The organism is Achromobacter sp. RT286_PF, assembly GCF_059760425.1.
This window is the reverse complement of the sequence record NZ_JCBAMR010000004.1, coordinates 84,522-107,471: the sequence shown is the minus strand read 5'-3', so window position 1 is coordinate 107,471 and position 22,950 is coordinate 84,522. Positions and strand designations below refer to the sequence as shown.

General features: G+C 63.4%; 21 protein-coding genes. 6 read left to right on the top strand and 15 right to left on the bottom strand.

From position 1 onward, the window contains the following. Positions 1-7 precede the first annotated feature (7 nt). The 6 genes from AC6LJY_RS05670 to AC6LJY_RS05645 all read right to left on the bottom strand — a co-directional run bounded on the left by AC6LJY_RS05670 (position 8) and on the right by AC6LJY_RS05645 (position 7,235). The gene (locus AC6LJY_RS05670; RefSeq protein WP_046803040.1) at positions 8-886 is read right to left on the bottom strand and encodes an ABC transporter ATP-binding protein; all 879 of its coding nucleotides are present in this window, start codon (positions 884-886) and stop codon (positions 8-10) included. A gap of 60 nt (positions 887-946) precedes the next feature. Beyond that, a complete protein-coding gene (locus AC6LJY_RS05665; RefSeq protein ID WP_498135451.1) occupies positions 947-2,287 on the bottom strand; it encodes an ABC transporter substrate-binding protein in 1,341 nt (446 codons plus the stop codon). Positions 2,288-2,425: 138 nt separating this feature from the next. Next, on the bottom strand, positions 2,426-3,490 hold the full coding sequence (locus AC6LJY_RS05660; protein ID WP_046803041.1) for a branched-chain amino acid ABC transporter permease: 1,065 nt from the start codon (positions 3,488-3,490) through the stop codon (positions 2,426-2,428). Between the two features lie 24 nt (positions 3,491-3,514). Continuing rightward, positions 3,515-4,444 (bottom strand): branched-chain amino acid ABC transporter permease, encoded by a 930-nt coding sequence (locus AC6LJY_RS05655; RefSeq protein ID WP_046803042.1) that lies wholly within the window; start codon positions 4,442-4,444, stop codon positions 3,515-3,517. 11 nt (positions 4,445-4,455) lie between these two features. Beyond that, on the bottom strand, positions 4,456-5,253 hold the full coding sequence (locus tag AC6LJY_RS05650; RefSeq protein ID WP_046803043.1) for an ABC transporter ATP-binding protein: 798 nt from the start codon (positions 5,251-5,253) through the stop codon (positions 4,456-4,458). 5 nt (positions 5,254-5,258) lie between these two features. Further along, positions 5,259-7,235: an AMP-dependent synthetase/ligase gene (locus tag AC6LJY_RS05645; protein ID WP_485803639.1), complete on the bottom strand. Its 1,977-nt coding sequence runs from the start codon at positions 7,233-7,235 to the stop codon at positions 5,259-5,261. A gap of 169 nt (positions 7,236-7,404) precedes the next feature. Here AC6LJY_RS05645 and AC6LJY_RS05640 point away from each other — a divergent pair, with 169 nt between their 5' ends. The 3 genes from AC6LJY_RS05640 to AC6LJY_RS05630 all read left to right on the top strand — a co-directional run bounded on the left by AC6LJY_RS05640 (position 7,405) and on the right by AC6LJY_RS05630 (position 9,346). Next, the gene (locus AC6LJY_RS05640; protein ID WP_046803045.1) at positions 7,405-8,112 is read left to right on the top strand and encodes a Crp/Fnr family transcriptional regulator; all 708 of its coding nucleotides are present in this window, start codon (positions 7,405-7,407) and stop codon (positions 8,110-8,112) included. A gap of 114 nt (positions 8,113-8,226) precedes the next feature. Beyond that, complete coding sequence (locus AC6LJY_RS05635; RefSeq protein ID WP_046803046.1) at positions 8,227-8,700, top strand: MarR family winged helix-turn-helix transcriptional regulator; 474 nt, start codon at positions 8,227-8,229, stop codon at positions 8,698-8,700. A gap of 220 nt (positions 8,701-8,920) precedes the next feature. Continuing rightward, positions 8,921-9,346: an organic hydroperoxide resistance protein gene (locus AC6LJY_RS05630; RefSeq protein ID WP_006216338.1), complete on the top strand. Its 426-nt coding sequence runs from the start codon at positions 8,921-8,923 to the stop codon at positions 9,344-9,346. 118 nt (positions 9,347-9,464) lie between these two features. Here AC6LJY_RS05630 and AC6LJY_RS05625 read toward each other — a convergent pair whose 3' ends face one another. The 6 genes from AC6LJY_RS05625 to AC6LJY_RS05600 all read right to left on the bottom strand — a co-directional run bounded on the left by AC6LJY_RS05625 (position 9,465) and on the right by AC6LJY_RS05600 (position 16,347). After that, a complete protein-coding gene (locus AC6LJY_RS05625) occupies positions 9,465-10,187 on the bottom strand; it encodes an ABC transporter ATP-binding protein (protein ID WP_498135450.1) in 723 nt (240 codons plus the stop codon). An 18-nt stretch (positions 10,188-10,205) separates the two neighbouring features. Then, positions 10,206-12,131 (bottom strand): ABC transporter permease subunit, encoded by a 1,926-nt coding sequence (locus AC6LJY_RS05620; RefSeq protein WP_314355305.1) that lies wholly within the window; start codon positions 12,129-12,131, stop codon positions 10,206-10,208. A gap of 3 nt (positions 12,132-12,134) precedes the next feature. Then, entirely contained in the window at positions 12,135-13,007 is an 873-nt protein-coding gene (locus AC6LJY_RS05615) for a branched-chain amino acid ABC transporter permease (protein ID WP_006216335.1), read from the bottom strand. Between the two features lie 142 nt (positions 13,008-13,149). Then, positions 13,150-14,313 carry an ABC transporter substrate-binding protein gene (locus tag AC6LJY_RS05610; protein WP_046803050.1) on the bottom strand — a complete coding sequence of 388 codons (1,164 nt, stop codon included), beginning with the start codon at positions 14,311-14,313 and terminating at the stop codon, positions 13,150-13,152. A gap of 313 nt (positions 14,314-14,626) precedes the next feature. After that, the gene (locus AC6LJY_RS05605) at positions 14,627-15,568 is read right to left on the bottom strand and encodes a LysR substrate-binding domain-containing protein (RefSeq protein WP_498135449.1); all 942 of its coding nucleotides are present in this window, start codon (positions 15,566-15,568) and stop codon (positions 14,627-14,629) included. Between the two features lie 146 nt (positions 15,569-15,714). Beyond that, positions 15,715-16,347, bottom strand: coding sequence for a LysE/ArgO family amino acid transporter (locus AC6LJY_RS05600; RefSeq protein WP_498135448.1), 633 nt, complete (start codon positions 16,345-16,347; stop codon positions 15,715-15,717). Between the two features lie 162 nt (positions 16,348-16,509). Here AC6LJY_RS05600 and AC6LJY_RS05595 point away from each other — a divergent pair, with 162 nt between their 5' ends. Both AC6LJY_RS05595 and AC6LJY_RS05590 read left to right on the top strand, forming a co-directional pair. After that, on the top strand, positions 16,510-17,409 hold the full coding sequence (locus tag AC6LJY_RS05595) for a LysR family transcriptional regulator ArgP (RefSeq protein WP_104142614.1): 900 nt from the start codon (positions 16,510-16,512) through the stop codon (positions 17,407-17,409). Positions 17,410-17,429: 20 nt separating this feature from the next. After that, complete coding sequence (locus AC6LJY_RS05590) at positions 17,430-17,921, top strand: copper chaperone PCu(A)C (RefSeq protein ID WP_104142615.1); 492 nt, start codon at positions 17,430-17,432, stop codon at positions 17,919-17,921. 25 nt (positions 17,922-17,946) lie between these two features. On the opposite strand, the gene gdhA is transcribed toward AC6LJY_RS05590, so the two are convergent. Further along, on the bottom strand, positions 17,947-19,290 hold the full coding sequence (gdhA, locus tag AC6LJY_RS05585; RefSeq protein WP_498135447.1) for an NADP-specific glutamate dehydrogenase: 1,344 nt from the start codon (positions 19,288-19,290) through the stop codon (positions 17,947-17,949). Positions 19,291-19,772: 482 nt separating this feature from the next. Continuing rightward, complete coding sequence (locus AC6LJY_RS05580) at positions 19,773-20,561, bottom strand: exodeoxyribonuclease III (RefSeq protein WP_104142617.1); 789 nt, start codon at positions 20,559-20,561, stop codon at positions 19,773-19,775. A gap of 137 nt (positions 20,562-20,698) precedes the next feature. Here AC6LJY_RS05580 and pyrE point away from each other — a divergent pair, with 137 nt between their 5' ends. Continuing rightward, positions 20,699-21,397: an orotate phosphoribosyltransferase gene (pyrE, locus tag AC6LJY_RS05575; protein WP_498135446.1), complete on the top strand. Its 699-nt coding sequence runs from the start codon at positions 20,699-20,701 to the stop codon at positions 21,395-21,397. A 77-nt stretch (positions 21,398-21,474) separates the two neighbouring features. Here the strand turns inward: pyrE and gatB are convergent, their stop codons facing one another. Continuing rightward, positions 21,475-22,932, bottom strand: coding sequence for an Asp-tRNA(Asn)/Glu-tRNA(Gln) amidotransferase subunit GatB (gene gatB / locus AC6LJY_RS05570; protein ID WP_046803058.1), 1,458 nt, complete (start codon positions 22,930-22,932; stop codon positions 21,475-21,477). Positions 22,933-22,950: the final 18 nt, after the last annotated feature.

The following is a 22,950-nucleotide window of genomic DNA, read 5'->3' as shown; positions in this document are numbered from 1 at the left end:
CCTCTCTTCAGGCCAGCCAGCGTTTGCGGCGGCGATAGAACTTGTTGTCGCGAAAGCTCTTGCGTTCTCCGCTGGAGATGCCCAGGTAGAACTCCTTCACGTCCTCGTTCTGGGCCAGATCCAGCGCGGCCCCGTCCATCATTACGCGTCCGTTCTCCAGGATGTAGCCGTAGTCGGCATAACGCAGCGCGATGTTGGTGTTCTGTTCCGCCAGCAGGAAGCTCACGCGTTCACGCTGGTTCAGATCGCGCACGATTTCAAAGATCTCTTCCACGATCTGCGGCGCCAGCCCCATCGAGGGCTCGTCCAGCAGGATCATGTTGGGGTTGGCCATCAGCGCGCGGCCAATGGCGGTCATCTGCTGTTCGCCGCCCGACGTGTAGCCCGACTGGCTGGCGCGGCGTTGCTTCAAGCGCGGGAAATACTGGTATACGCGTTCTAGCGCGGCGGCGGTATCGGCACGGCTCATGCTGCGGGTGTAGGCGCCCGTCAGCAGGTTTTCCTCAATGGTCAGGTGCGCGAAGCAGTGGCGGCCTTCCATCACCTGCACGACGCCGCGCTTGACCAGCTCGGCCGGCGACAGGCGTTCGATACGCTGGCCCCGGTATTGGATGTGGCCCTTGGTGACGTCGCCGCGTTCGCCCTTGAGCAGGTTCGAAATCGCGCGCAGCGTCGTGGTCTTGCCCGCGCCGTTGGCGCCCAGCAAGGCCACGATCTTGCCTTCCGGCACTTGCAGGGACACGCCCTTAAGCACCAGGATCACGTGGTTGTAGATCACCTCGATGCCGTTGACGTCCAGCAGCACGGAGGGCGCGGCGGCGGGGGCGGCAACCGGGGTTGCAGCGGAAGGTGCAGCAGTAGATGCAATGGAAGATGCAGCGGTCATGACGATTCCTGCGGCGTGGTGGCGGCCGGCATCCACAAGGACGCCGGCCGCCGGTTCACATCAGTTCTCGCAAGTGCGGGGCGTGATGTTCTTTTCCTTGGCGTACTTGGCCGCGGCGTCCTTGACCATCGGGTCCAGAATGGTCTTGTCGGCCTGGTACCAGTCGGACACCACCTTGAACTTGGCGCCGTCCCACTGCACGATGCGGGCCCAGTCGTCACCCTTGTGGTTGCTGCACGAGGTCTTGACGGGGCGCATGATCTGGCCGAAGCCCAGCTTGTCCAGCCTGTCCTGCGTCAGGTTCAGGTTTTCAAAACCCCAGCGCACCTGCTCGGGCGTCAACGCCTTGCCCTTGCCGTACTTTTCCTGCGCCGTGCGGATCGCTTCCACTTGCAGCATCGAAATCATCATGCCGCGCGTGTGGGCGATGGTGCCCAGCGTGGTCTTGCCGGTCTTGTCCGCGCCCTGGCCCTTGTCGTAGACGAACTTTTTCAGGTCGTCGTAGACCTTGTCGTGCTCGGCGCCGCTGTTGTGCACGGTGATGGCGTTGTAGCCCTTGGCCACATCGCCCAGGTCTTTGACGTCACCTTCAGAGCCGGCCCACCAGATCGCGTACATCTTGTCGCGCGGATAGCCGCTGGCCTGCGCTTCGCGGATGGCGGTGGGCGTCATGATGCCCGCGCTCCACAGCAGCACGTAGTTCGGGCGGGCCTGGCGGATCTGCAACCAGGTGGATTTCTGCTCCACGCCGGGGGCAGTCACGGGGTACAGCACCAACTCGAAGCCTTCCTTGGCCGCGCGCTTTTGCAGCAGCGGGATCGGTTCCTTGCCGTAGGGCGAGTCGTGATAGACCAGGGCAATCTTCTTGCCCTTGAGCTTGTCCATGCCGCCTTCTTTCTTGGCGATGTCCTGGATCATCACGTCGGCGGCGGTCCAGTAGGTGCCCAGCAGCGGGAAGTTCCACTCGAACACGCTGCCGTCCACCGACTGCGACAGGCCGTAGCCCATCGTTTCAACCGGCACCTTGTCGACCATGGCCTTGTCGCTGACGGCAAACGTGATGCCGGTGGACTGGGTGTCAAAGCCCGACGCGCCGGTGCCCTTGCCCTTCAGGCGTTCATAGCATTCCACGCCGCGGTCGGTGGCATAGGCGGTTTCACACTCTTCGTACGTGATCTTGACGCCGTTGACGCCGCCATCACGTTCGTTGACCAGCTTCAGGTAGTCCAGCTTGCCATCGGCCCAGGGAATGCCAAGCGGCGCGAACGACCCGGTGCGATACACCAGCAACGGAACGAACTGCTCTTCGGCCGCCATTGCCGGCGTGGCCACGGCGCCGATGGCGCCGGCTGCGGCCACCAGGGCTGCCGCCAACTTCAGGTTAAGACGCTTCATCTCCATTTACCTCCTGCGTGGTGCTTGGGTCAGTAAACCCTGGGACACCGGGATTGGCCCGGTCTTGAGCCGGGTATTCAGGATGTGGATCACGGCACTTTTGCCGCCGCGGTCCGCAGAAATCAATGCGAAATCAAATTGTCGTCAATGCGGGAACGGCCAGATGCGTAGCTTTTCCTTGCCGATGCTCCACAAGCGCGCCAGCCCGTGCGGTTCGGCAATCAGGAAGAACACGATCAGCGCGCCGAACACCATGTGTTCGATGTGCGCGGCGGTGTCCACCGACAGCGGGATGCCCAGCGCATGCGGGATGTTCGACAGCGCCACCGGCACCAGCACGATGAACGCCGCGCCGAAGAAGCTGCCGATGATCGAGCCCAGCCCGCCGATGATGACCATGAACAGCAGCTGGAACGAACGCGTCAGATCAAAGGCCAGCGGTTCCCAGGAACCCAGGTGGATGTAGCCCCACAGCGCGCCCGCCACGCCCACGATGAACGAGCTGACCGCAAACGCCGTCAGCTTGGCGTACATGGGGCGGATGCCGATGACCGACGCCGCCACGTCCATGTCGCGTATCGCCATCCATTGGCGGCCGATCGCGCCGCGCACCAGGTTCTTGGCCAGCAGGCTGAAGACCACCACCAGGATCAGCACGAACAGGTACTTTTCCATGGCCGATTGCACCGGCAGGCCGAACGCCGTCAGCGGCGGCACCGACACGTTGCCTGACGATGAATAGTTGGTGAAGAACGGGATGCGCAGGAACGCCCAGTCCACGAAGAACTGCGCGGCCAGGGTCGCCACCGCCAGGTACAGCCCGCGAATCCGCAAGCTGGGGATGCCGAAGATCACGCCGACCAGCGTGGCGAAGCAGCCGCCCAGCAAAATCTGGATGATCAGCGGCATGCCCGGAAAGCGCACGCCGAAGTTCCAGGCGGCATAGGCGCCCACCGCCATGAACGCGCCCGTGCCCAGCGATATCTGCCCGCAATAGCCGACCAGAATATTCAGCCCGACCGCCGCCAGGGACAGGATCAGAAACGGAATCAGAATGGCGCGCAGCAGGTAGTCGGACGACAGCGCCGGCACGGCGATGAACGCCACCGCCAGCAGCAGCCAGATGAAGATGCGGTCCTGACGGATCGGGAAGATCTGCTGATCCGCCCGGTACGTGGTCTTGAACTGGCCGTTTTCGCGATAGAACATGTTTTTATCCCAGTGGCCTGTGGTTTACACGCGGTCGATGATCTTCTCGCCGAACAGCCCTTGCGGACGGAACAGCAGGAATACCAGCGCCAGCACATAGGCGAACCAGATTTCGATACCGCCGCCCACGAGCGACCCCAGGTAAACCTCGGACAGCTTTTCCCCCACGCCGATGATCAGGCCGCCCAGAATGGCGCCCGGCACCGACGTCAAGCCGCCCAGGATCACCACCGGCAATGCGCGCAGCGCCGCGGTGGACAGCGTGAACTGCACGCCGAACTTCGACCCCCAGATAATCCCCGCCACCAGCGCCACCAGGCCCGCCACGCACCACACGATCACCCAGATGCGATTCAACGGAATGCCGATGGACTGCGCTGCCTGATGGTCGTCAGCCACCGCGCGCAGGGCGCGGCCGGTGGACGTGTACTGAAAGAACAGCGCCAGCGTGGCCACCAGCAGCGCCGCGATGACGGCTGCGGTCAAATCTTCAAGGTTGATCAGCAGCCCGCCTTCAAAGACTGTGTCCAGGATCATCAGCGGATCTTTCGGCATGCCCACGTTGATGGAATACACCGAGCTGCCGAACGTGATCTGGCCCAGCCCGTCCAGGAAGTAGCTGATGCCCAGCGTTGCCATCAACAGCGTGGTGGCTTCCTGGTTGACCAGGTGGCGCAGCACAAAACGTTCAATCGCAACGGCCAGCAGGAACATCACCATGGCGCTGACGATGAACGCCAGCACGTTGGCCAGGATCATGTTGTCAAAGCCCAGCCAGCGCGGTATCCATTCCGAGAAGCGCGCCATCGACAAGGCGGCCACCAGCACCATCGCGCCCTGCGCGAAGTTGAAGACGCCGGACGCCTTGAAGATCAGCACGAAGCCCAGGCCGATCAGCGCATACATCATGCCGCTCATCAGGCCGCCGAATAAGGTCTCTAGAAAAAATCCCATGTCTGTCCGCCTTAGTGCGACACGCCGAGATAGGCGCGGATGACGTCTTCGTTCGCACGGACTTCGTCCGGGCGGCCATCGCCGATCTTCTTGCCGTAGTCCAGCACCACCACGCGGTCGGAAATGTCCATGACCACGCCCATGTCGTGCTCGATCAGCACGATGGTGGTGCCGAATTCATCATTCACATCCAGGATGAAGCGGCTCATGTCCTGCTTTTCCTCGATGTTCATGCCGGCCATGGGTTCGTCCAGCAACAACAGGCGCGGCTCCATCGCAAGCGCGCGACCCAGGTCCACGCGCTTTTGCAGGCCGTAGGGCAGGCGGCCCACCGGCGTCTTGCGATACGCCTGGATCTCCAGGAAGTCGACGATGTTCTCGACGAATTCGCGGTGCTGCGTTTCTTCGCGTTCGGCCGGGCCCAGGCGGAAGGCTTGCGACAGCAGCCCGCACTTCATGCGCAGGTTGCGACCCGTCATGATGTTGTCCAGCACGCTCATGCCCTTGAACAGCGCCAGGTTCTGGAATGTGCGCGCGATGCCCATTTCAGCGGCGCGGCGCGGGTTCATCTTCGAGAAACTCTCGCCACGGAATGCAATGCCGCCTTTCTGCGGCGTGTAGACGCCGTTGATGACGTTCAGCATCGAACTCTTGCCCGCGCCGTTGGGCCCGATGATGGCGCGGATCTCGTGCTCGCGCACATTGAAGGAAATGTCCGTCAGCGCTTTCACGCCGCCGAAGGACAAGGAGATGTTCTGCATGTCCAGCATGACGTCGCCGATACGCTGGTCGCGGTCGTTGTTGCTCATGATCTCTACGCGGCTCGGGCTGTGATGGCGGGAAACGTCTTGACGGGCCAGATCTTCAGGTCGGCTGAGATCTTGCCGGTGCGTCCGTCTTCGAACTTCACTTCGGTTTCAATGAACTGCGATTGCTTGCCGCCGAACAGGGCATCGATCAGCACGCCGTATTTCTGCGCGATGAACGCGCGGCGCACCTTGCGCGTGCGGGTCAGCTCGTCGTCGTCCGGGTCCAGTTCCTTGTGCAGGATCAAAAAGCGGCTGACTTGCGACGCGCACAGTTTCGGGTCGGTGGCCAGATCGGCGTTCACTTGCTCAACGCATTCGGCGATCAGCTGGTAGACCTCTTCCTTGGCGGCCAGGTCGGTGTAGCCCGCATACGGCAGGCCCCGGCGCTCGGCCCAGTTGCCCACGGCTTCCAGGTCGATGTTGATGAAGGCGCAAACGTCGTCGCGGTTGGCGCCAAAGGCCACGGCTTCCTTGATGTGCTGGAAGAACTTGAGCTTGTTCTCGATGTATTTGGGCGCGAACAGGCTGCCGTTGGCCAGCTTGCCCACGTCTTTGGCGCGGTCGATGATCTTCAACTGGCCGTCGGTGTCCAGGTAGCCCGCGTCGCCCGTGTGGAACCAGCCGTCGGCGCTGCGCGCTTCCGCCGTGGCGTCCGGGTTGCGGTAGTACTCCTTGAACAGGCCCGGGCTCTTGACCAGGATTTCGCCGTTGTCCGCCACGCGGATTTCAACGCCGGCCACCGGCGGGCCGACGGTGTCGTCGCGCACCTTGCCGTCGGGCTGCACGCAAACGAACACGGACGTTTCCGTCGAGCCGTACAACTGCTTCAGGTTGATGCCGATGGACCGGTAGAACACGAACAGGTCCGGGCCGATGGCCTCGCCCGCCGTGTAGGCCACGCGCACGCGGCTCATGCCCAGCGCGTTGCGCAAGGGGCCGTAGATCAGCGCATTGCCCAGCGCATAGCGCAGGCGATCCCAGGCGTTGACGGATTCGCCATCCAGGATCTTGGTGCCCACGCGGCGCGCCAGCTTCATGCAGGCGCCGAACAGCTTGCGCTTGATGTAGCCCGCGTCTTCCATGCGGATCATGACATGCGTGAGCAGGCCCTCCAGCACGCGCGGCGGCGCGAAGTAATAGGTGGGGCCGATGTCGCGCATGTCGATCGACACGGTGTCCGGCGATTCGGGGTGGTTCACCGTAAAGCCCGTGACCAGCAGCTGCGTATACGAAAACATGTTCTGCCCGATCCAGGCGGGCGGTAGATACGCCAGCACGTCTTCCTGATCGGTCAGGTTTTCCATGTCGGACACGGCGCGCGCGCGGTCGATCAACGCATGGTGCGTCAGCACCACGCCCTTGGGCTTGCCGGTGGTGCCCGACGTATAGAACATGGCGGCCGGGTCGTGCGGTTGCACGGCGGCGATGGCGCGGTCAAGAAAGTCGGGATGCTGCGCCGCGTAGTCCTGGCCCAGCTTCTCCAGCTGTTCATACGACTGCAACATGGAATCGGAGTAATGGCGCAGGCCGCGCGGGTCGTCAAACACCACGTGCTGCAAGGCCGGACATTGCTCGCGCACTTCCAGCATCTTGTCGACCTGTTCCTGGTCTTCCACCACGGCCACGCTGATCTCGGCGTCTTGCAGCACGTAGACCATTTCCTGCGCGACAGCGTCTTGATAAAGCGGCACCGGAATGGCGCCCAGCGATTGCGCGGCCATCATCGCCATGTACAGGCGCGGCCGGTTCTCGCCGATGACGGCCACATGCATGCCGGGCCGGATGCCCAGCGCCGCCAGGCCGTTGGCCACATGGCGTACATGCTCGGCCACCTGGGACCACGTCAGGGTTTGCCAGATGCCCAGGTCTTTCTCTCGGATCGCGGGCCGCGACCCACGAACATTGGCATGCGCGAACAGCAGCGCTGGAAAGGTGTCCAGCGCCGCCGGCACCTGTGCGGATGCGGGCGATGAATGTGCCACGTTGTCTCCTCCGGTTTGGGCACACCGCGCCAGCGCGCCGCAGATGCGGCATTGGCGAGTAGGGGCTTGACCAGTTGGTTTTAGATTTACGGCAGGACTTAAGGTATAAGGTTGGGTTGCTACCAACTGTCACCATCGCGACATTCAAGGAACTTTTAGGGTATTCCCGATGCAGCTATCCGACTCCCTTCAACTTGCCGCGGCGTGGTTTCGCGTGCTCAACGCCGAGCAGCAATCGCGCGTCGAGCGGGACCTGTCCGTGCAGCAAGTCGTTGCCGGATCGATCATAGAGCGCAAAGGGGAACTCGCACAGGCTTGGATCGGTGTCTTGGCCGGCTTGGTGAAAGTGTCGGTGGGCAACGCGGAAGGCAAGGTCGCCTCGTTAACGGGCGTGCCCGCCGGCGGCTGGATCGGCGAAGGCTCGCTCTTGAAGCGCGAAGTCCGCAAATATGACATCGTCGCGCTGCGCGATTCCGTCGTGGCGCGGCTGCCGGCGGCAACGTTCGACTGGCTGCTGGACACCAGCATTCCGTTCAACCGTTATCTGTTGCATCAGCTGAACGAGCGCGTGGCGCAGTTCATCGGCAAGGCCGAATACGACCGGCTGCTGGACCCCGATGCGCGTGTGGCCCGCTGTCTGGCTGAACTGTTCAACCCTTTGCTGTATCCCGGCATGGGAATGCGGCTGACGATTACGCAAGAAGAAGTCGGCTATCTGGCCAGGGTGTCGCGCCAGCGTGCGAATCAGGCGCTGCGCAAGCTGGAAGAGGCGGGTCTGTTGAACGTGGAATACGGCGCGGTGCGTGTGCTGGATCTGGACGGCCTGAAACAATACGGGTCGGACCGCAGCACGGTGGAAGGCGAACACGCGACCTGAAGGCAAGGGCGGTGCGATGCTCCGAAGCCCCGCAGTCCCGCAGCCCGGCAGCACTGCAAAAAAATATTCCAAAAAATCCTTGACGTTAAATAGTGCACTATTTAATATTGCGCAATGAAATCCAAAGCGAAAGCGCCCACCAAACCCAAAAGCGCGTTCAACCCGCTGCTGCTGGACAGCCAACTGTGCTTCGCCTTGTACTCGACCTCGCTGGCGATGAACAAGGTGTACCGCAAGCTGCTGCGCGGGCTGGACCTGACGTATCCGCAGTACCTGGTGATGCTGGTGCTGTGGGAAGGTGAGGACATCACGGTGACCGATATCGGCGCCCGGCTGTTCCTGGATTCGGCCACGCTGACGCCGCTGCTCAAGCGTCTGGAAGCCGCCGGTCTGGTAACCCGCAAGCGCGCGGTGGACGACGAGCGCCAGGTGATCGTGGGGCTGACCAAGCAAGGCCGCGATCTGCGCGAGCAGGCCGAAGCCGTGCCGCATGCCGTGGCCGCCGCCGCCCAGTGCACGCTGGACGAAGCGCAAGGCATGATGAAGGCGCTGCACGCATTGCGGGAAAAGCTGGTCGACAGTATTTGAAGTGTGGAGTGATGCCTGTCATTACCCGGTCAAATAAGTAGTGCGCTATATAGTTGTGTACGATTTAAATGAATGTGAAGCATAGGTTTGCAGCAGGTTTGCAGCACGTTTGCAGCAGGTTTGCAGTGGGTTAGCAGTCCTTCAGTTTCAGTAAGTGCCGACGCGGGAAGGCCCGTCCGGCCCAGGCAGTTCAACTTTCATCCTACAAAGGAAACGCATCATGTCTATCGAAAAAGTCCTCTACCGCGCCAATGCAACCGCCACCGGTGGCCGTGAAGGCCGTGGCGTCAGCGATGACGGCAACCTGGACGTCAAGCTGACCACGCCGCGTGAACTGGGCGGCGCGGGCGCGGCCGGCACCAACCCCGAGCAATTGTTTGCCGTGGGCTATTCCGCCTGCTTCCTGGGTGCGATGAAGTTCGTTGGCGGCCGCGACAAGATCGCCATTCCGGCCGACGTGTCGGTGAACGGCATTGTGGGTATCGGCGCCATCCCGACCGGCTTCGGCATTGAAGTCGAATTGAAGATTTCCCTGCCGGGCATGGACCGCGAACAGGCCGAAAAGCTGGTGGCGGCAGCGCACATCGTTTGCCCGTACTCGAACGCCACGCGCGGCAACATCGACGTGACGTTGACCATCGTCTAAGCGCCATTGCACGCAGCCAGGCGCGCGTGGGCGCCAGCCGCCCGAACGCCGCCGGGCGGTACCAAGCGCGACGGTTCCGTGTTGATCACACGGCCCGTCGCGCTTTGCGTTGCCGGGACTAGTGCCCGCCGCCCAGGTATGCCGCCACCACCGCCGGGTCGTCCCGCAATTTGTCCGCGCTGCCGTGCACCGAGATCCTGCCGTTCTCCAGCACGTAGCCGTAGTCGGCCACCTGCAACGCGGCTGCGGCAAATTGCTCAACCAGCAGCATCGTCACGCCTTCATCCTTCAAGCGCGCGATGATGCGGAACACCTCTTCCACCAGGATCGGCGCCAGCCCCATCGAGGGTTCGTCCAGCAGCACGAGCTCCGGGTTCAGCATCACGGCGCGCGCCATGGCCAGCATTTGCTGTTCGCCGCCCGACAAGGTACCGGCCAGTTGATCGCGCCGTTCCTTCAGGCGCGGAAACAGATCCATGGCGCGGCCCAGGTCGGCTTGCACATCGCCCCTGGGGCGGCTGCCCGTCAGGCGCGGAAACGCGCCCAACAGCAGGTTGTCGGTAACCGACAGCGTGGGAAACACGCGCCGGCCTTCCGGCGAATGCGCCAGGCCCAGCCGAGCGATGCGGTGCGATTCCAGGCCATCTATGCGCTTGCCGCTCAGTGTGACCTCGCCCGCCGTGGGTCGGATCATGCCCGATAGCGCCCGCATCGTCGTGGTCTTGCCGGCGCCGTTTGAGCCGATCAGCGTCACCACCTTGGCCTGGGGCACCTCCATGCTGATGCCGTGCAGCACCTTGACCTTGCCGTAACCCGCTTCCAGATTCTTGATCGATAGCATCTTGTTGTCCTCTTGGCGTCAGGCGGGCGCACCGCCCAGATACGCCTCGATAACCTTGGCGTTGCTTTGCACTTCGTTCGGCAGGCCTTCGGCAATTTTCTGGCCGAAGTCCAGCACCGATACGGTGTCGCACACCCCCATCACCACATCCATATGGTGTTCGATGAGGATCAACGTGATGCCGTGGTCGCGCACCTTGCGGATGATGGCCAGCAGTTCGACGATGTCGGGCGCGGTAAGACCCGCCGCGGGTTCGTCCAGTAGCAGCAGCTGCGGGTCCAGCGCCAGCGCGCGCGCGATTTCCAGCAGGCGCTGCTTGCCGTAGGGCAGGTTGCGCGCCTCTTCGCTTGCCAGGGATTCCAGCCCCACGAATTCCAGCAGCGCCATGGCGCGGGCGCGGGCGCCTTGCTCTTCGCCCTTCCATTTCGGCGTGCGCAGCGCAATGCCGGCCAGGCCGGTAGTGAAAGTGTGGTGCAAGCCGACCAGCACGTTTTCCAGGGCCGTCATTTCGCCGAACAGCTGCACGTTCTGGAATGTGCGCGCGATGCCGGTGGCGGCGATATCGGCCGGTGGCAGACCCACCAGCGACTTGCCCGAGAATTCCACCGCGCCGGCGGTTGGCACATAGATGCCGGTCAGCACGTTCATCATCGTGCTCTTGCCCGACCCGTTCGGGCCGATCAGGCCGTGGATGGTGCCACGCTTGATCGTCAGGTCCACTTCGTTCAGCGCCTTCAGGCCGCCAAACTGCATCAGCACGCGCTTGGCGGACAGCAGTGTCTCGCCCTTGCCCGCCACCACGGCGTCCGGCACCGCGTCCTGTTCATTGACCAGGTCTTTTTTCACCGACAGCGCGGCGCGGCGGTTCGAGAAGAACAGGTTGCGCACAAAGCCCACGATGCCGTCGGGCAGGTAATACACCACGAACAGGATCATGGCGCCGAAGATGGTCAGGCGCCAATCGGTCACGGCTTCCAGCCAGTACGAAAAAATGGCCAGCACGATGGTGCCCACCACCGGCACGACCACGCGGCGCGGCTCGGCGCGGCCCTTGGACACGGCCACGATGCTGCCCACCGTCACCAACACGGCCACGGCCAGCGCGATCAGGCGGAAGGTGCTGATGTCGTCCAGCATCTTGGGCAGCAGCACGATGATGGATGCGCCGAGCAGCGCACCCGTGCGGCTTTTTCGCCCGCCCATGATGATGGCCAGCAGGAACAGGATGGTGAGCTCGAAGTTGTACGTGTTGGGCGAGATGTACTGTTCGGAATACGAGTACAGCGCGCCCGCCAGCCCGGCAAAGCCGGCGCTGATCACGAATGCGAACACCTTGTGCCGGTAGACCGAAACGCCCATGCAGTCGGATGCAATCGGGCTGTCGCGCAGCGCTTCGAACGAGCGGCCCAGGTGCGACTTCAGGATGCGGTGCACCACGATCAGCGACAGCACCAGCAGCGCGCCCACCAGCCAGAAGTATTCACTTTTGGTCAGGATGTGCCCGCCGATGGACGGCTTGGGGATCTTGATGCCCAACGGGCCTTCGGTCATGAAGGTCATCTCGTTGATCAGGATCTGGATGATGGTGCCGAATGCCAGCGTGACCATCGCCAGGTAAGGCCCGGTCACGCGTAGCGCCGGCAGCGCCAGCACCGCGCCGAAGGCCGCCGCGATGAGGATGGCGGCGGGCAAAATCACCCAGATGGGCATTTGCAGATGAAAGAACAGTACGCCGGCGACATACGAGCCGATGCCGAACAGGCCGGCATGGCCCAGCGACACCTGGCCGGTGTAGCCCACCACGATATCGAGCCCGAACAGCAGGATCGAATAGATCATGATCGTTTCGATCAGGTGCAGGTAGTACGTATTGGTCACGCCCAGGGGCACGGCGGCCAGGCAGGCCACGGCCACGACGGACAGCAAGAGGTGCAGGGGTTTCATCGCTTACACCTTCTTGATCGCGGTCTTGCCGAACAGGCCGGCGGGCTTGAAGGTCAGCACTAGCAGCAGCAGTACCAATCCCGGCACGTCCTTGTACCCCGTCGACAGATAAAAACCGGTGGTCGTTTCGGCAATGCCCAGGATCAGCCCGCCCACGACCACGCCCATGCCGCTGGACAGTCCGCCGATGATCGCCACGGCAAACGCCTTCAAGCCCAGCACCGCGCCCATCGTGGCGCCGGTCAGCGTCAGCGGGGCCACCAGCACGCCGGCAAACGCGGCGGTCAGCGACGACAGCGCATACGAAAACGTGATCACCATGCCGGTGTTGATGCCCATCAGGCCAGCGGCATCGCGGTCATTCGAGGTGGCCACGAAGGCTTTGCCGTAGATGGATTTACGGTTGAAGATTTCCACCAGGATCATCATGCCCAGCGCGCCGAACACCACCAGCAGTTCCATCGGCAGCACGTTGGCGCCCAGCACCTGGATGGGCGCTTCGGGCAGCGGTGACGGAAAGCGCAGGTCGTCGCGGCCCCAGATGTTCTCGGCCACGTTCTTGAAGATGATGCCCAGCGCGATGGTGGCCATGATCCAGCCAAACTCCGATCGCGTCTTGATGGCCGGCCGCACGCCGACCCGCTCGACCAGCGCGCCTTGCGCGAAGCCGAAAATGCAGACGATGGGAATCATGACCCAGTAGTTCACGCCCAGGCCGACCAGCGTCAGCCCGACCAGCGCGCCCAGCATCAGGGCTTCACCCTGGCCGAAGTTCAGCGTGCCGGATGTGGCGAAGGTGAGCTGGTATCCGAACGCAATCACGGCATAGATCATGCCTAGCGCGATACCGCTGTAGATAAGCTGTAGAAGAATCATGGTGTGTGTCTTGATGCGCTGTGTTCCGTCCCAACCCCCTTGGGCAGAACGCTGTTTTCAGGCGGCTGCATGCCCCGCGCCCGATGCGCCGGGCGCGGGCGGCGGCGGCCGGTCAGCCGCCGCCTTCCTGCTTGTTTCACACTTAGTTGGCCTTGACGACGCGGCCGCCCTTGACCTCGCCGATAACCACTTCCTTGGCCGTGATGGCGTCGTGGTTGTCGTGGGTGAACGGCTTGTTGTAGGTCATCACCACGCCTTCTACCGGCGTTTGCAGGTTTTCTAGCGCTTCGCGCACCTTGGCGCCGTCGGTGGAATTGGCCTGCTTGATGGCGGCCGCCAACAGGAAGACCGAGTCATAGCCCTGCGCCGCCGACACCGGGGAATCGATGCGGTTGTTCTTGGGCTTGAACTTGGCCAGGTAGGCGTCGATGAACGCCTTGCGCTTGGGCGAGTCGGGATCCTGGATGAAGGTTTGCGGCATGCGCGCGCCTTCGCCATTGGCGCCGGAGTTGTCGATGTAGTTGGCCATGGACAAGGTCCAGCTGCCGATGATCGGCACCTTCCAGCCCAGCTTGGTCATGCCGTTGGCGATCTGGGCCAGTTCGGGCCCGATGCCATAGGTCAGCACGGCTTCGGCGCCGGCGGCCTTGGCTTTCAACAGCTGGGCCGTCATGTCGACGTCCTTGATGTTGAACTTCTCAACCGCCACGGCCTTGATCCCCTTGGCGTTCAGGGCCTTTTCCAGATCCTCGCGACCGAGCTGGCCGTAGTTGGTGGAATCCGCCAGGATGGCGACTTTCTTGAAGCCACGGCGGGTGATCGCTTCTTCAACGATCATCGGGGCCTGGATGCTGTCATGCGCCGCATTGCGGAACACGTAGTTGTCGGGGTATTCCGGCGCCTTGAACTGGTGCGTGATCACGCTGCCCGTGGCCACGTTGTTGAAGACGGGGATCTTTGCGTCCTGGTAGAAGCGCTGCGAGGCCAGGGCCACGCCGGTGTTGATGTAGCCGACGGTGGCGGCCACTTGTTCCTTGTTGATCAATTCTTGGGCGATCTGCACGCCGCGCTCGTTCTTGGCTTCGTCGTCGCGTTCGACGGCAACCAGCTGGCGCCCCAGCACACCGCCGTTCTTGTTGATCTCTTCAATGGCCAGGCGCACGCCATCGCGCATGCTGACGCCCATGGAGGACGAACCCCCGGTGTACGGGCCGGCCACGCCGATCTTGATGGGGTCGGCGGCGTACGACGCGGCCGATGCAGCAAATGCAAGGGTTCCTGCTAGCAGCTTCAAACGAAAATCCATGGATGTCTCCGTTGTAGTAATTAGTGAACTGCGTGGAAAACCGTGTGCCGGCGCTGATCGGCGTGTTGCGTGATGCGGCGCTCTCCTGTGTTGCGTGTTGTGACTGTCTGCTTAATCGCTTACGCGAATCTGACCGCGCGGGGCTTTTCCGCGTAAATACCTAGTACGTATCTAGTGCGGGCGCACGGGGGCTGCCGGGGCGCTGCGACGCGGGGGGTGTCGTGGGGGTGGCAGGCAGACAGCGGTGCTGGCGGCATCCTAGCCAGCGGGGAATGAAGGCGTGCGGAAATTCATTCCGCTTGGGGCTGGAAATTTATTCCTGTCCGGGCTGCACGCCGCGTGGTTCCTGGGCTGCCAGTTTGCAGACCTCTTGCAGCCATAGGGAAAACGCTTGGACCACGCTGCGCGGTGCACGCGAGACCTCGGTGCAAAGGTAGTACTGCGATTCGCCGGGGATATCGATGTGGGTGACGCGCACGAGTTTGCCTTCGTCCAGCCATTCGGCCGCCAGGCTGCGGCGCGTCAGCGCCACTCCCTGGCCCGCGCGAGCAGCGGCCAGCATCATGCCCAGGTCCACCAGCCAGACGCCCCGCGACGGCTCGGGCCAGTCCAGGCCGGCCGCATCCAGCCACGGCCGCCAGGGCTCCATCGGGCAGCGCAACAGCTCGGCACGAGCCAGGTCTTCAGGGCGGTTGAACGGCCCGCGCGAGGCCAGGTAGGCGGGGGAGCACACGGCGAAGACCGGGTCGTCGGTGAGTTGGCGCGCGTGCAGCCCGGGGTACTTGCCGCTGCCGAACCGCACCCAGGCGTCCGCGTTGGGCGGCATGATGTCCAGGTACGGGATGGACAGCAGGATTTCCAATTCCACATCGGGATGTGCGGCGGTAAAGCCGGGCAGATAGGGAATCAGTACCTGGCGGGCAAACGTGGGGGTGGACACGACGCGCAGCGGTTCGGGCTTGGGTTCGCCGCGCTGATGCAGCGACGCGTCGGACAGCAGGTCCAAAGCGGTGCGGACCTGGCTGAGGTAGTCGCGCCCGGCTGCGCTGAGGGTGGCGCCCCGGCTGCTGCGGATGAACAGCGACACGTCCAGCATGGCTTCCAGGGCAGCGATGCGCTTGCCGATGGCGCTGGCGGTGACAAAAAGTTCTTCGCTGGCGCGTTCAAAAGAGCCCAGCCGCGCTGCGGCTTCAAACGCCTGGATGGCGGCCAAGGGGGGCAGCCGCACATCTTTGGAAGGGGAAGGTCCGCGCATGATCGTCTGGCGGGCCGGCCGTGCGCCCGACGAAAGAGTGGCAACGGCGCATTATAAAAGTGAAGCGCGATCGCCGCCCTTGAAGTGAAGCGCGGTCGCGGTCCCTGAAGCGAAGCGGAGTCGTCGCCTCCGCGACCCCGCTCCGTTCAGATGCCCTTGATCGCCAGGCTTCCCGCCAGACCCGCCATGACCACGGCGATGACGCCATCCAGCACGCGCCAGGCCGATGCGTTGGCGAAGAAGCGCGCGAACACGCGCGAGCCGATGCCCAGCACGGCCAGCCACAGCAGGCTGGCCGTGAAGGCGCCCGCCGCGAACGCCATGCGCGCGTCGTCAAAGCCATGCGCCAGCGAACCCACCACCACCATGTCCAGCCAGAAATGCGGGTTCAGCAGCGAAAACCCCAGCGCGCCCAGCATCGCGGCGCGGCGCGAGGGCACCACGTCGCGCGCGGCGGCAAGGCCACCCGTGGCGGTCCATGCGCGGCGTGCGGACTGCACCGCGTACCAAGACAGGAAGGCCACGCCGAACCAGAGCACGGCGGTGGTCAGCCAGGGGAACCAGGCGGTCAGCGCTTGTAGCCCGGAGACGCTGGCAAAGATGAACACCGCGTCGATCAACGCGCAAATGGCGACCACGCTGAGCAGGTGCGCGCGCATCAGCCCCTGTCGCAGGATGAACGCGCTTTGCGCGCCCACAACGGCGAACAGACCCAGCCCGGTGGCCGTTCCGCTGGCCCAGGCAGTAAGAAAGAGGGGGGATGACAACGTGGCGAACATGATGCAAATACCTGTGACTGCTACGCCTGTGGCGGCGCTTTATTAAGGGTGCTAACTGAAGAATGCCGAACGCATTGCGCAGTTTGGCAATCACGTATTTTCCCTTGTCATACCGATGAAATACAGCTAATTTTCCTTCACTAAATTAAGGAAAGCTAATCCATGAAAATCGACCATGGCAACCTGCGGGCGCTGGCCGCGGTGGTGCGCGAAGGCAGCTTTGAGCGGGCCGCGCTGTCGCTTAGCGTGACGCCCTCGGCAGTCTCGCAGCGCATCAAGGCACTGGAAGACCGCATGGGCCGCCTGCTGGTCCAGCGCACCGTGCCGGCCGCCGCTACCGCCGACGGCCAGGTGCTGGTGCAGCTGGCCGAGCAGACGGCGCTGCTGGAACACGATGCGCTGAACCGGCTGGGCGTGTCGGACGACGACGTGCCGCACGCCAGCATCCCCATCGCCGTCAACCACGACAGCCTGGAAACCTGGTTTGTCGACGCTGCCTTGCAGTTCTCGCAACGCACGCGGGCCACGCTGGACATGCTCTCTGAAGACCAGGACCACACCGCCGCGTTATTGCGCAACGGTTCGGTGCTGGGCGCCGTGACGACGCTGGCCGATCCCGTGCAAGGTTGCCGCATCCATTCGCTGGGCAGCATGCGGTATGTGGCGACCTGCACGCCGGACTTCCACAAGCGCTATTTCGCCCAGGGCGTCAACGCGCAGACGCTGGCGCAGGCGCCGGTGCTGGTCTTTAACCGCAAGGACGCGTTGCAGGCGCGCTTTGCGCACAAGATATCGGACCCGGCGCCGTGGCAGCCGCCGGTGTGGTGGGTGCCGTCCACCCGCGCGTTCGTGCAGGCCACGCTGGGCGGACTGGGGTGGACGATGAATCCACTGCCGCTTGTGCAGGAACACCTTGATGCCGGTCATCTGATGATGCTTCGCAGCCGCGCCTGGGAGGATGTGCCGCTGTATTGGCAACATTGGCGGGTAAACTCCGAGGCGATGCAAGCCTTGACCGATTCGGTTCTGTCAGCCGCCCGCAGCTTGGTCCGGCGGCGTTAACCCACCAGGAGGACACCCCTATGAACATCCGCAAGTTCGCACTCATTGCCGCCATTGGCCTGTGCACGGCCGGCTCGGCGTGGGCCAAGGACTACAAGGTTGGCCAGATCGAGGTCGACGACCTTTGGGTGCGCGCCTCGGCGCCGGGCCAGTCGAATGGGGCGGGCTACATGGACATCGACAACGATGCCAAGTCCGAGGACCGCCTGCTGTCGGTGACGTCCGACGCCGCCGAACGGGTCGAGCTGCATACCGTGCAGACCGAGAACGGCGTGTCCAAGATGCGTCAGGTGGAAGGCGGTATCGCGCTGCCCGCCGATGCCGAGGTCAAACTCAGCCCGGGCGGTTATCACGTCATGTTCATCAAGCTGCGCGCGCCCTTCAAGGACGGCGCCACCGTGCCCGCCACGCTGAAGTTTGAAAAGGCCGGGGAAGTCGCCGTGCAATTCAAGGTCAAGCCGGCGTCGCATAACCCCGGCATGAGCCACGATCACGGTGCGATGAAGCACTAAGCACGACGCCGGCCCCGCGCCCAGGTCAGTACAGGCCTTGCTGGCGCATGGCGTCGGCAACCTTGACGAAGCCGGCGATGTTGGCGCCGTCCAGGTAGTTGACGTATTCGCGTTCGCTATGGCCGTGGCGCACGCAGTTCTCGTGGATGTCGCGCATGATGGCGTGCAAGCGCGCATCCACTTCTTCGCGCGTCCATGCCAGGCGCGCGGAGTTCTGCGCCATTTCCAGGCCCGACACCGCGACGCCGCCCGCATTGGTGGCCTTGCCCGGCGCGTACAGCACGCGCGCGGCGATGAAGGCCTTGGCGGCATCCAGCGTGGCCGGCATGTTGGCGCCTTCCGCCACGCACAGCACGCCATTCTTGATCAGCGTTTGCGCATCGGCCAGTTCCAATTCGTTCTGGGTGGCGCACGGCAGCGCCACGTCGACCGGGACGTGCCACGGGCGCGTGCCGGCTTCGTATTTCAGCCCGAATTGCTGGGCATAGGTGTCCAGGCGGCCGCGCAGGTCGTTCTTGATGTGCATCAGCGCGACCAGCTTTTCGTGCGTGAAACCGGCGTCATCGACCACGGTGCCGTTCGAATCCGACACGGTCACGACCTTGGCGCCCAGCGACATGGCTTTTTCGATGGCGTATTGCGCCACGTTGCCCGAGCCCGAGACCGACACGCGCAGGCCGTCAAACGACTTGCCGACGCGCTTGAGCATTTCCTCGGCGAAGTACACGGTGCCGTAGCCGGTGGCTTCCGGGCGGATCAGGCTGCCGCCAAAGGTCAGGCCCTTGCCGGTGAAGACGCTGGCGGTCGAGTTCGACAGCTTTTTCATCATGCCGGCCATGAAGCCGACTTCGCGTGCGCCCACGCCGATATCGCCGGCCGGCACGTCGGTGTCAGGACCCAGGTGGCGATACAGCTCAATCATCAGCGCCTGGCAGAAACGCATGACTTCGGCGTCGGACTTGCCCTTGGGGTCGAAGTCGGACCCGCCCTTGCCGCCGCCCATGGGCAGGGTGGTCAGCGAATTCTTCAGCGTTTGCTCAAACGCCAGGAACTTCAGGATGGACAGGTTCACCGACGGGTGAAAGCGCATACCGCCCTTGAAGGGGCCGATGGCCGAGCTGTGCTGGATGCGAAAAGCGCGGTTGACCTGGGCCTGGCCACGGTCATCGGTCCAGCACACGCGGAACTGGATCACGCGTTCCGGCTCGACCAGGCGCTCAAGCAGGGCGTGCTCGGCGTAGTGAGGGTGCTTTTCGATGAAAGGCCACAGGCTCAGCATCACCTCCTGGACGGCTTGCATGAACTCGGGCTGCTGCGGATCGCGCGCGGCGACGCCACGCAGGAAGTCGTCCAGACTCTGCACTTTCAACTTGATCTCCTCGGGGGTGCTACGAATGGGTGCGTCTTGCGCCATGGTGGGGCGCGGTTTGCTTGTTCTGGTGCATCGACTGCACCGTCATGGTGCGCAAGTGTATGGGAAATTTGTTGCCCTGCGCAAAGGGTCGGGGTGGCGGTAGAGCGTTGAAAAGAAAGCGCTTTTTTCTGCGTATAAACAGGGACGCATGGTTAGGCGATATCGCGTTTTCGCGGTGGAATACGCGTTAAGGATCGCCCAAGCGTTGATTTCGTAGGGAATTTATATGTGTCCCCATTTTATATCGCGGTGTCGGCCAGGGCAGAAACATCGCCAAGCCCTGCAAACAAAGGGGTTTGGGGCGCGGCGGTGGGATCCCGAACACCGTACCGTGCAGCTATACGTCCCCAATTAATTTTGTCGTAAGGTACGCCGAAAACCACGGGTAGGGTCAAGCCGGCAGGGCGGGCAGGCTTGGCGCGGCCCGCCCCAACGTATTACAGCGTGGCGTCGTAATCGATCGTCAGCGGTGCGTGGTCCGAGAAACGCTCGTCCTTGTAGATCGCCACGTTGCGCGCGCGGGCGGCAATGCCCGGGGTGGCGATCTGATAGTCGATGCGCCACCCGACGTTCTTGGCCCAGGCCTGGCCGCGGTTGCTCCACCAGGTGTACTGGTCGGGCCGGTCGTCGATGGTGCGGAACACGTCCACGAAACCGCGCTTGTCGAACACGTCGGTCAGCCAGGCGCGCTCTTCGGGCAAGAAGCCCGAGTTCTTCATATTGCCCTTCCAGTTCTTCAGGTCGATTTCCTTGTGCGCGATGTTCCAGTCGCCACAGATGACGAATTCGCGGCCCGTGGTCTTGTGTTCGTGCATCAGGGCGTCGATCCAGGGGCCGAAGCGATCCAGGAACCGGTATTTGGCCTGCTGGCGTTCGTCGCCACTGGAGCCCGAGGGCAGGTAGGCGCTGATGACGGACAGGTTCTTCCAGTCGGCGCGGATGATGCGGCCTTCGGGGTCGAATTCTTCGCAGCCCAGGCCGATGTTTACGCGTTCGGCGGCATCGCGCAGGTAGATGCCCACGCCGCTGTAGCCTTTCTTGACGGCATGGTGGAAGTGGCCGGTGTAGCCGGGCGGGTGACGCAGATCTTCAGTCAGGTCCGCGTCGGCGATCTTGATTTCCTGAAGGCAAAGCACGTCAGCGGCGTGCTTTTCCATCCACGGTTGCAGGCCCTTGCGAAAGGCGGACCGGATGCCGTTGAGATTGATCGACGTGATGCGAAGCAAAGCAAAACTCCTGTAGAGCGAGCGGCCGCCACGGGCCGGAACAATGCCAGGAATTTAACCGACTGGGCGGCAGGGGCAGGGAATAGCCCCGACAACGGATAAAATGCCGGGGTTTGCCATCCACCGGACTCACTCGCATGCCCGCCGCCGCTTCCTCCTCCCCGTCTCGCCCCACTTCCTTGGAATTTGTTCGCTTCGCGCTCGACGAAGGCGTGCTGCGCTTTGGCAGCTTCAAGGTCAAGTCGGGCCGGATCAGCCCCTATTTCTTCAACGCCGGCCTGTTCAACAGTGGCCGCGCGGTGGGCAAGCTGGCGCAATTCTATGCGCAGGCGCTGCTGGATTCCGGCGTGCAGTTCGACATGCTGTTCGGCCCCGCGTACAAGGGCATTCCGTTGGCCACCGCAACGGCGGTGGCGCTGGCGGGCCACCCGGCGATGGACGGGCGTAACGACGTACCGTTCGCCTACAACCGCAAGGAAGCCAAGGACCACGGCGAAGGCGGCACGCTGGTCGGCGCGCCGCTTCAGGGCAAGGTCGTCATCATTGACGACGTGATCACGGCCGGCACTTCGGTGCGCGAATCGGTGGAGATCATCCGCAACGCGGGCGCCGAGCCGGCCGCCGTGCTGATTGCCATGGACCGCATGGAACGCGCGGGCCCCGACGACGCGCTGTCCCCGCATTCCGCCGTGCAGGACGTGGCCAAGACCTACGGCATTCCGGTGGTGGCGATTGCATCGCTGTCGGACATCATGGCCTTGCTGCAAGACGATGCCGCCTTCGCGGAAAACCGCGATGCCGTGCAGGCGTATCGCACGAAGTACGGGGTGACGTAACGCTGCTGGGATGGATGGCCGGCCGCGGCAATGCGCCGCGGCCTTTGGTAGGACTGATCCCCGTATGGGCTATCAAATCAGCCGCCCAGCTTTTCCTTGAGCAGGTCGTTCACTTGTTGCGGGTTTGCCTTGCCGCGCGCGGCCTTCATGATCTGGCCCACCAGCGAGTTAAACGCCTTTTGCTTGCCTGCCCGGTACTCTTCCACGATGGCCGGGTTGGCGGCCAGCACCTCGTCGATCATGGCGCCGATGGCGCCCGTGTCGCTGATCTGCTTCAGGCCGCGCGCGTCGATGATGGCATCCGCGTCGCCGCCGTTCTCGCCGGCCCACATGGCGCCGAAGACTTCGCGGGCGATCTTGTTGGAGATCGTGCCGTCGATGATGCGGCTGATCAACGCTGCCAGCGCGGGCGCTTGCACCGGCGATTCGGCGATGGTCTTTTCGTCCTTGTTCAAGGCGGCGGACACCTCACCCATGACCCAGTTCGCGGCCAGCTTGGCCTGGCCGGCCGGCAGCGCGTTGGCCACTGCCTGGAAGTAGGCGGCCAGATCGCGGCTGACGGTCAGTTGGGCGGCATCGTAGGCGGGCAGGCCGTATTCCGATTCGAAGCGGGCACGTTGCGCGGCCGGCAGTTCGGGCATGGCGGCGCGCACCTCGTCGACCCAGGCGCTGGAGATCACCAGCGTGGGCAGGTCGGGGTCGGGGAAGTAGCGGTAGTCGTGCGCATCTTCTTTGCTGCGCATGCTGCGCGTTTCGTCGCGGTCGGCGTCGTACAGGCGCGTTTCCTGCACCACCGTGCCACCGTCCTCGATCAGTTCGATCTGGCGGCGCGCTTCGTAGACGATGGCGCGTTCCAGGAAGCGGAACGAGTTGACGTTCTTGATCTCGGTGCGGGTGCCGAATTCCTTTTGGCCGACCGGGCGCACGGACACGTTGGCGTCGCAGCGGAACGAGCCTTCCTGCATGTTGCCGTCGCAAATGCCCAGCCACACAACCAGGCTGTGCAGCGCGCGGGCGTAGGCCACGGCCTCGGCCGCCGAGCGCATTTCGGGCTCGGTCACGATTTCCAGCAGCGGGGTGCCGGCACGGTTCAGGTCGATGCCGCTGGCGGGCGACCCATTGGCCAGCGTGAAGTCGTCGTGCAGCGATTTGCCGGCGTCTTCTTCCAGGTGGGCACGCGTCAGGTTGATAGTTTTTTCTTCTTCGCCGACGAAGAACGACAGCGAGCCACCCACCACGACGGGCAGTTCGTACTGGCTGATCTGATAGCCCTTGGGCAAGTCGGGGTAGAAGTAGTTCTTGCGCGCAAAGACCGAGCGCGGCGCGATGGTCGCGCCCACCGCCAGGCCGAAGCGGATGGCGCGTTCAGCCGCGCCCCGGTTCATGACCGGCAGGCTGCCCGGCAATGCCAGGTCGACCTCGTTGGCATGCGTGTTGGGCGCCGCGCCGAATTGCGTGCTGCTGCCCGAAAAAATCTTGGAGTCGGTGGAAAGCTGGGTGTGCGTTTCCAGGCCGATGACGATTTCCCAGTTCATTATCTGTAGTTCCAATCA

Excerpts from the sequence above, each read along its gene's own strand:
- AC6LJY_RS05655 (WP_046803042.1), bottom strand. The coding sequence starts at position 4,444 with ATGGGATTTTTTCTAGAGACCTTATTCGGCGGCCTGATGAGCGGCATG.
- AC6LJY_RS05670 (WP_046803040.1), bottom strand. The coding sequence starts at position 886 with ATGACCGCTGCATCTTCCATTGCATCTACTGCTGCACCTTCCGCTGCA.
- AC6LJY_RS05615 (WP_006216335.1), bottom strand. The coding sequence starts at position 13,007 with ATGATTCTTCTACAGCTTATCTACAGCGGTATCGCGCTAGGCATGATC.
- AC6LJY_RS05640 (WP_046803045.1), top strand. The coding sequence starts at position 7,405 with ATGCAGCTATCCGACTCCCTTCAACTTGCCGCGGCGTGGTTTCGCGTG.
- AC6LJY_RS05650 (WP_046803043.1), bottom strand. The coding sequence starts at position 5,253 with ATGAGCAACAACGACCGCGACCAGCGTATCGGCGACGTCATGCTGGAC.
- AC6LJY_RS05620 (WP_314355305.1), bottom strand. The coding sequence starts at position 12,131 with ATGAAACCCCTGCACCTCTTGCTGTCCGTCGTGGCCGTGGCCTGCCTG.
- AC6LJY_RS05595 (WP_104142614.1), top strand. The coding sequence starts at position 16,510 with ATGAAAATCGACCATGGCAACCTGCGGGCGCTGGCCGCGGTGGTGCGC.
- AC6LJY_RS05665 (WP_498135451.1), bottom strand. The coding sequence starts at position 2,287 with ATGGAGATGAAGCGTCTTAACCTGAAGTTGGCGGCAGCCCTGGTGGCC.
- pyrE (WP_498135446.1), top strand. The coding sequence starts at position 20,699 with ATGCCCGCCGCCGCTTCCTCCTCCCCGTCTCGCCCCACTTCCTTGGAA.
- AC6LJY_RS05660 (WP_046803041.1), bottom strand. The coding sequence starts at position 3,490 with ATGTTCTATCGCGAAAACGGCCAGTTCAAGACCACGTACCGGGCGGAT.
- gatB (WP_046803058.1), bottom strand. The coding sequence starts at position 22,932 with ATGAACTGGGAAATCGTCATCGGCCTGGAAACGCACACCCAGCTTTCC.
- AC6LJY_RS05600 (WP_498135448.1), bottom strand. The coding sequence starts at position 16,347 with ATGTTCGCCACGTTGTCATCCCCCCTCTTTCTTACTGCCTGGGCCAGC.
- AC6LJY_RS05610 (WP_046803050.1), bottom strand. The coding sequence starts at position 14,313 with ATGGATTTTCGTTTGAAGCTGCTAGCAGGAACCCTTGCATTTGCTGCA.
- AC6LJY_RS05590 (WP_104142615.1), top strand. The coding sequence starts at position 17,430 with ATGAACATCCGCAAGTTCGCACTCATTGCCGCCATTGGCCTGTGCACG.
- AC6LJY_RS05605 (WP_498135449.1), bottom strand. The coding sequence starts at position 15,568 with ATGCGCGGACCTTCCCCTTCCAAAGATGTGCGGCTGCCCCCCTTGGCC.
- AC6LJY_RS05630 (WP_006216338.1), top strand. The coding sequence starts at position 8,921 with ATGTCTATCGAAAAAGTCCTCTACCGCGCCAATGCAACCGCCACCGGT.
- AC6LJY_RS05635 (WP_046803046.1), top strand. The coding sequence starts at position 8,227 with ATGAAATCCAAAGCGAAAGCGCCCACCAAACCCAAAAGCGCGTTCAAC.
- AC6LJY_RS05625 (WP_498135450.1), bottom strand. The coding sequence starts at position 10,187 with ATGCTATCGATCAAGAATCTGGAAGCGGGTTACGGCAAGGTCAAGGTG.